8 protein-coding genes are annotated in these 6,966 nt (G+C 36.0%); 4 read left to right on the forward strand and 4 right to left on the reverse strand.

Annotation, left to right across the window (positions count from 1 at the left end; genetic code table 11):
- Nucleotides 1–242 precede the first annotated feature (242 nt).
- The 3 genes from AC07XN_RS22540 to AC07XN_RS22550 are packed head-to-tail and all read left to right on the forward strand — an operon-like array spanning nucleotide 243 to nucleotide 2,634.
- Nucleotides 243–1,250: an aminodeoxychorismate synthase component I gene (locus tag AC07XN_RS22540; protein ID WP_494744698.1), complete on the forward strand. Its 1,008-nt coding sequence runs from the start codon at nucleotides 243–245 to the stop codon at nucleotides 1,248–1,250.
- Between the two features lie 4 nt (nucleotides 1,251–1,254).
- On the forward strand, nucleotides 1,255–2,148 hold the full coding sequence (locus AC07XN_RS22545; protein ID WP_494744699.1) for a hypothetical protein: 894 nt from the start codon (nucleotides 1,255–1,257) through the stop codon (nucleotides 2,146–2,148).
- Nucleotides 2,149–2,154: 6 nt separating this feature from the next.
- Nucleotides 2,155–2,634 carry an NUDIX domain-containing protein gene (locus tag AC07XN_RS22550; RefSeq protein WP_494744700.1) on the forward strand — a complete coding sequence of 160 codons (480 nt, stop codon included), beginning with the start codon at nucleotides 2,155–2,157 and terminating at the stop codon, nucleotides 2,632–2,634.
- Nucleotides 2,635–2,997: 363 nt separating this feature from the next.
- Here the strand turns inward: AC07XN_RS22550 and AC07XN_RS22555 are convergent, their stop codons facing one another.
- The 4 genes from AC07XN_RS22555 to AC07XN_RS22570 form a co-directional block, all read right to left on the reverse strand.
- Entirely contained in the window at nucleotides 2,998–3,453 is a 456-nt protein-coding gene (locus AC07XN_RS22555) for a DUF1801 domain-containing protein (RefSeq protein ID WP_494744701.1), read from the reverse strand.
- Between the two features lie 74 nt (nucleotides 3,454–3,527).
- Nucleotides 3,528–4,538, reverse strand: a complete 1,011-nt coding sequence (locus AC07XN_RS22560; protein ID WP_494744702.1) for a threonine aldolase family protein — start codon at nucleotides 4,536–4,538, stop codon at nucleotides 3,528–3,530.
- A 210-nt stretch (nucleotides 4,539–4,748) separates the two neighbouring features.
- A complete protein-coding gene (locus AC07XN_RS22565) occupies nucleotides 4,749–5,090 on the reverse strand; it encodes a hypothetical protein (RefSeq protein WP_309923494.1) in 342 nt (113 codons plus the stop codon).
- Between the two features lie 99 nt (nucleotides 5,091–5,189).
- Nucleotides 5,190–5,573: a hypothetical protein gene (locus tag AC07XN_RS22570; RefSeq protein WP_309923496.1), complete on the reverse strand. Its 384-nt coding sequence runs from the start codon at nucleotides 5,571–5,573 to the stop codon at nucleotides 5,190–5,192.
- Nucleotides 5,574–5,945: 372 nt separating this feature from the next.
- Between AC07XN_RS22570 and AC07XN_RS22575 the strand changes: the two genes are divergently transcribed.
- On the forward strand, nucleotides 5,946–6,866 hold the full coding sequence (locus AC07XN_RS22575) for an alpha/beta hydrolase (protein WP_494744703.1): 921 nt from the start codon (nucleotides 5,946–5,948) through the stop codon (nucleotides 6,864–6,866).
- The last annotated feature ends 100 nt before the right edge of the window (nucleotides 6,867–6,966 follow it).

Below are 6,966 nucleotides of genomic sequence, written 5' to 3' on the forward strand. Positions count from 1 at the left end.
AGTCACCCGCTAATAGAAATGATTCACAAAAAGATATTCTTAAACCGTGGTCTGTGGCACACAGAACACAATATTTGACTATTTTGATTGATAAAACCATCAATAACAACATTTAACTTTGTGTTCTGTGTGCCACAGAACACGGTTTAGTTAATATTTTCTATTAGCGAGTGACTTAAGTCACCCCCTAATAGAAAATGATTACATATATTAACCCTTAGTTTTATTTACTTTAACCTCAATTGTCTTTCAAATCTCAAATACTTCCAAATCAGGCTACTATCGCCATTGAACAAATGAATTTGTTGGGTCGTGACCGCAAACCTTTTCTTTTCATCATTGATTATGAAATGAAAAAGCCTATTGTGTTGCCCCTTGAGGAAGTTGAAAAAGAAGATATTTTGTATAAAATCGGTACGAAACGTAATTTCAATCCTGACAAAGCTTTGCTTGAAAAGCCTTTCTATTTAGAAAAATATCCGATTAGTTTTCAAACCTATCAACAGTCGTTTGATATTGTAAAACGTCATTTGTTACGGGGCAACAGTTTTCTGGTAAACCTGACCAAGCCCACTCCTATCAAAGTAAATTTGAACCTAAAGGAAATCTTTGAACGTAGTTCAGCCGAATATCAATTGTTTTTCAAGGATGAGTTTGTGCTTTTTTCTCCCGAAATTTTTGTAAAAATAAAGGTTGGTATCATTTCTTCTCATCCTATGAAAGGTACAATTTCTGCTAACGTTCCGAATGCCGAAGAGGAGATATTGAAGAATAAAAAGGAACTTGCCGAACACGCTACTATTGTAGATTTAATCAGAAATGACATTAGCATGGTGGCAGAGAAAGTGTGGGTAGAACGCTTTCGATACATTAGTAAAGTACAAACTTCTGAGGGAGATTTATTACAAGTAAGCTCGGAAATTTGTGGAAAATTGCCTGAGAATTTTCATGAGCAAATCGGGACTTTATTATTCAAATTATTACCTGCAGGGTCTATTTGTGGCGCACCCAAAGCCCAAACATTAGCCATCATCGAAGAAGCTGAGAACTATCAGAGAGGGTATTATACAGGGGTATTTGGTATCTTTGATGGCGAAAATTTAGATAGCGCTGTCATGATTCGCTTTATTGAAAAAACAGCTAATCAATCGCTTATCTTTAAAAGTGGTGGAGGAATCACGGTTTTTTCGGAAGCGGAATCGGAATATCAGGAAATGATTGACAAAGTATATCTCACTTCAAAACAATAGTCTTGTGTGGAAAGAAGCCATTTATCATTTATTAAAGTATCACCAAATAGCCTTTGAAACAAAGACATTAGCCTCTCCTTTTGAAGCAATTTACCTGTCTGAACATCAATTATTCATCCATTTTATTTCACTACAGACCTTTCAAACTGTGGATGTAAGCCTTGATTTCTTCAAAGATTTATCTGAAGAAATTCAAAGTCAGCACCAAAGAATTATTCACTTATGGGAAGATGTTTGGAATGATAATCCCGACTTAGTAAGTGCCAGAATGTTGGCCATGTGCGGACATTCAAAACGTTTGAATGCCAGACATTGCTTTGTCGAGAGGATAGATAACCCAACAGCAGAGGCATTTCTGAATGAAAACCATTTACAAGGGTCTGTCAAATCAAAGTTCAAATATGGCTTATTCTTGAAAGCTCAATACCTTGAAAAATTCATTGAACCAACCATTATTCAGTACCTAAATCAGCCTTTGTTGATTGCCGTAGCTACGTTTAGTGCAGGTAGGGCGATGAAATATGGTGAGCGGGCGGGTACTCGTTCTTATGAATTGCTCCGCTTTGCTACGCTCACAAAACATCATGTGGTGGGCGGTATGGATAAACTGCTAAAGGCTTTTATCAACGAACACGAACCGGACGATGTGATGTCGTATGCCGATAGAGATTGGTCTGATGGAAGAAGCTATGAGACCTTGGGTTTTCACAAAGTGGAAAGTACGGATGCTCAGCAATTTTGGTTAGCGATTGACCAAAACAAAAGATTTAGTATTAATCAGGAGCAAGATTTGACTGAACGAGGTTTTATTCAGATATTTAATGCTGGAAGTATTAAATACATCAAGACGATTCATAATAATAAAGCCACTATAAACAACTATTTTCAACAAACCTAAGTAGCGATGATAGATAGAGTTCATGAGCAAGTGATGGCGCAGTATGGTGAACAATTACGTGTAAGAGTATGCGGTATTTGTGTACAAGATGATAAAATTTTAATGATAAACCATAAGGGTGTTGTTGAAAATGCAGCTTTTTGGTGCCCTCCAGGTGGTGGTTTACAGTATGGCGAAAATGTAATAGAAGGGATACAACGTGAGTTTTTGGAGGAAACTTTCACAGAGGTTTCCATAGAACATTTTATGTTTGTCAGCGAATTTATCGAGACGCCGCTTCATGCTATTGAGTTATTCTTTAAAGTTAACCTTGAAAAAGGAAAGGTAGAAAAGGGCTTTGACCCTGAATTAAAAGAGCAGATTATTCAAGAAGTAAAATGGCTTAGTTTTGAAGAGATTAAAGCCAAGCCTGCTAGGGAGGTACATAGAGTGTTCTCTTTTTGTAATTCTTTGGAAGAACTTTTGAATACTAAGGGAATGATTTAGCATTTAGGAGTTTTGGGTTTATGAGTTTAAGGTTTGTCGAATCTGTGTTCTGTGTGCCACAGACCACGGATTGGCTTGACGATTAGGTAAGGTTTTAAACCTTATCACTAGCGGGTGACTTAAGTCCTATTGATTACCCACATCTTTTAAAAAAGTTAAAATGAGGATGTGGTTATTGATAAAATTAGCTTAAATGTACATAAATAGTCTTTAAACCAAGCGTTGAAGCCCTCATCTCTAGCGAGGGACTTAAGTCCCTCGCTAGAGATAAGATACTGATTATTAGTTATTTATATACTTGTGGGTAATCAGTAGGACTTAAGCCACCAACTAATAGAAAAAATAAGTTGTTCAAAACTTTATTTATCGTTTGTAATTCTTTTCATACCTACTAATCCATTCATCCACAGTTACCTTCGTAGCCAATTCACCTATTAATTGATACGGAATTTGGTCTACCTTTTTGAAGCGTATACAGCTTTTGCCCATATCTAGTTTTGCTTTAGTATGTTTAGGATATTCAGCAACAAACCATTCATGCAAGGTAGGGTCTGAATAGACCATCATATGATATACCGCCACAAAGTTTTTTTGTGAAGCAATATTCAGAAAAGGCAAAGGTAAGGATGGGTCACAATGATAGCCATCAGGATAAAGCGAATGGGGTATTACATAACCAATCATGCCGTAGCTCATTACTTCGCTAAAACCCTCTGGTATATTTTCAAGGATTGCCTTTCGTAAGGCATTGATTGCTAGTTTTCTGTCTTCTGGTAACTGTTCAACGTATTCGTCGGGAGTTAATGCATTGCTTTGCATAGATAACCTAGTTTTGAGTTGCCATAAATATACAAAAAAAGAGGCTATTTGAAAACAAAAGCCTCTTAATCTTACTATAAAATTCTCTTTTGAAACTCCGTCAGATGGTCGTCCGTAAAATCTAAATGAGTTACAAACCTTACTTGGTGTTTGCCAAAAGTCGTAGCACGAATTCCTTTAGCATTTAGCTGTTGAACATAGTCAGCCGCTAAAATTTTATGGTTCAAATTCAGAATTACAATATTGGTATCTACTGGTAAAACGTTTTCCACCTCAGGCAACTTGGCCATTGTTTCACCAATTATGCTGGCACGAGCGTGGTCTTCTTTTAATCGATTAATATGATGGTCAAGGGCATAAATGCCAGCCGCTGCCAGATAACCAGCTTGTCGCCAACCACCACCCAAGCGTTTACGCACTCTTTTAGCTTTTTTGATAAAGGCTTTCGTTCCCAAAAGCACTGAGCCAACAGGTGTTCCTAGTCCTTTAGATAAACAAACCGACATAGAATCGAATACTTTACCATATTCTAGCGGACTTTCCTCTGTCTCTACCAAAGCATTAAATATTCTTGCACCATCTAGGTGTAAAGGAATATTGTTGGCGATACAAAGTTGTTTTATCGCTTGAATATCAGTCAATTGATAATAAGCTCCTCCACCTTTGTTGACAGTATTTTCCAAAGAAACCAATGCTGAGATAGGATGATGGATATTATCAGGCTGAATTACTTCCTTGATTTGCCAAGCTTTCAACCGCCCCCTGTCGCCTTCAAGCAAATTCACAGATGCTAAAGAATTAGCTGCAATACCTCCGCCTTCATATAAGTAAATATGCGAAAGGGCATCACAAATTACCTCGTCGCCTTGTTTCACATGAACGTTAATCGCTATTTGGTTGGTCATGGTACCCGAAGTACAAAACAAGGCTGCCTCATACCCAAACATATTAGCGGCTTTTTGTTCAAGGGCAATAACCGTTGGGTCGTCTTCAAAAACATCATCGCCGACCTCCGCAGTAAACATTGCCTCCAACATGGCAGGTGTAGGTTTCGTAAAAGTATCACTCCTTAATTCAATGGTCATGTTGTAAATAGTTTTTTGATGAAATAAGGGCAAAGATAGATATTGCGTAACTTAGTAGTGAAAGGTTTTGTGGTTTTTATTACCGCAGTCGCTCGTTTCAAACGGGTGACTGCGGTAGCTATTTATGCCAATTTTGTAGGTTTTTTAACAACATAATTGGCATAAAAGCTGATAAAACAATCACCTTTACCAAAAGAGGGGATTTATAAATTAGCTTTTGTTATATCTTTCAAAACCAACATAGCACTGAATTATTCCAGAAATAATTGCTCCATAGAATATGAAGCCAATATTAGCGAATGTTCCTCCCAGTCCTAAAATAAGCCATATCGCTCCCCATATCATGTTTTTTATACCTACCTTTCTATTTTGTTTTGCTTGCCATTTTTCAATATTATCGACAATGGTAGTTGCTGTCTCTTCGTCAAGACCACGTTCTTTTAAAATATTAATAACTTCGTAAATAGACCTTTCTTCATTAATAATCAATTGCATTGCAATTTGCTTACAATCATAAATTAATTTTTTTTGTTCAAGTAGATTTCCTTCCATGACGGTTAATTTAGTAAATAATAGATAGATGTTATAATGATTATAAACGTATAGTTTTTTGATTCCGTAATAAGATATTGATACTGTATACTTCTTAGATTATTGTTTGGGCTTATCGTAATTATCCAATATTTCTTTTATTTCGTTGTCATTCAAAAGTGTTAGTTTTGCTTGACTTATTGCTTCATCAGCCGACATCATTGAACGAATTAAAATCAATTTATAGACCTCTTTTTTTTTGTCATGGTCAAGTTTGGATGGTCTTGTCGAAACAAAGTTCTCATAGGTACTTGCCATATTCAACCAAATCTCTATCTCATTGTCGGGGTTTAAGTCTCTTTTGAAATTTGATATCGTTTCTTCCAGCGTACTTGGGTTTACTTCTGAAAACGTAGTGAAAATTTTCTTGATTTTTGTCATTTGCTCAACACTCAATGTATCGTGGACTTCGGGACCAATTACTAAGCTGTCGATATTTGCCATCTGAGTTTCTGATTTTTCGCTTGAATGGCATGAAAACGTTGTAAGACAGATAATTATCACAAAAATTAAAAGGAAAGGATTTTTGGAGAAAGAAGGTGTTATCATACTTATTTGGTGTTTTACTTTTAATGTTGTTTGTGTATTTATAAAGCTATAGGGAATACAAAATAAATTTCTTCACAACCTACTACTTTCCGAAATAATCCCCAAACCAAATCTTAATTTATTTTACAAAATTTATTATGCGTATTTTATCTTATGATAAAACAGTAGTGGTAACACTTGCGGTTAGCGTTTCCAACCCTTATTGAAGCATTCCTTTTATCTAAACTGTTTTTTTACATTTAGCAAGTCTTTTATTAACATCACTTGATGGAAAAAGGCGTAATGCTTACTAAATTGCTACAAAACTTCATTACATACACAACATCCATCATGAGATTAATTATTACCATCCTCTTTGCATTCTTTACCATTCAGGCATTCTCTCAAGCTGACAAAACTGATAATGCTAAACCGTTTATATTAGGCGTGATTGATGAGGTTTATTCAAAGGAGTTAGCAGAGAAAAGGATTTTAAATATTTACCTACCAGAAGGTTATAGCAAGAATGACACAATTACCTATCCCGTTACTTACCTGCTAGATGGCTCGGCTGATGAAGATTTTATTCATGTAGCTGGAATATTTCAGTTCAATAATTTTGAATGGGTAAACCGTGTGCCTAAATCTATAGTAGTGGGCATCGCCACGGTTGATAGGAGGAGGGATTTTACGTTTCCTACTACCATTGAAGCAGATAAAAAGAAAAATCCAACTTCTGGGCACTCCGATAAATTTATAGCATTCATTGAAAAAGAACTACAACCCTTTATTCAAAAAAAATACAAAACTAATAACAATAAAACCATTATTGGACAATCGTTAGGGGGATTATTGGCGACTGAAATTTTGCTAAAACAGCCAACGCTTTTTAATAAGTATATTATCGTGAGTCCGAGTATTTGGTGGGATAATGGTTCGTTACTTACTGTGCCGTCCGCATTGTTGCAACCTACTTTTTTGCAGAAAACTGAAGTTTATATTGGTGTAGGCAAAGAGGGACTTACACCCACAGTACCACCACGTGTCATGGAAGTAGATGCCAATTTATTAGCCGAGAAAATTAAAAGCACACAGAGTAAAACAGTAAAGGTTTATCTAGACTATCTTCCGCTGGAAAATCATGCTACCATTGGTCATCAGGCAGTGGTGAATGGCTTGCAGTGGATTCATGGTGAAAATAAGAGATAAGGAAATGATATTTTCTATTAGCAGGTGACTTAAGTCCTATTGATTACCCACATCTTTTAAAAAAGTTAAAATGAGGATGTGGTTATTGATAAAATTAGCT

This window comes from Arcicella sp. GW458-12-2-14-TSB2 (genome assembly GCF_059423785.1).

What these genes read in the sequence shown, in the direction of transcription:
- AC07XN_RS22565 (WP_309923494.1), bottom strand. Translation starts at nt 5,090, where the DNA reads ATGGAAGGAAATCTACTTGAACAAAAAAAATTAATTTATGATTGTAAG.
- AC07XN_RS22555 (WP_494744701.1), bottom strand. Translation starts at nt 3,453, where the DNA reads ATGCAAAGCAATGCATTAACTCCCGACGAATACGTTGAACAGTTACCA.
- AC07XN_RS22575 (WP_494744703.1), top strand. Translation starts at nt 5,946, where the DNA reads ATGGAAAAAGGCGTAATGCTTACTAAATTGCTACAAAACTTCATTACA.
- AC07XN_RS22560 (WP_494744702.1), bottom strand. Translation starts at nt 4,538, where the DNA reads ATGACCATTGAATTAAGGAGTGATACTTTTACGAAACCTACACCTGCC.
- AC07XN_RS22570 (WP_309923496.1), bottom strand. Translation starts at nt 5,573, where the DNA reads ATGGCAAATATCGACAGCTTAGTAATTGGTCCCGAAGTCCACGATACA.
- AC07XN_RS22550 (WP_494744700.1), top strand. Translation starts at nt 2,155, where the DNA reads ATGATAGATAGAGTTCATGAGCAAGTGATGGCGCAGTATGGTGAACAA.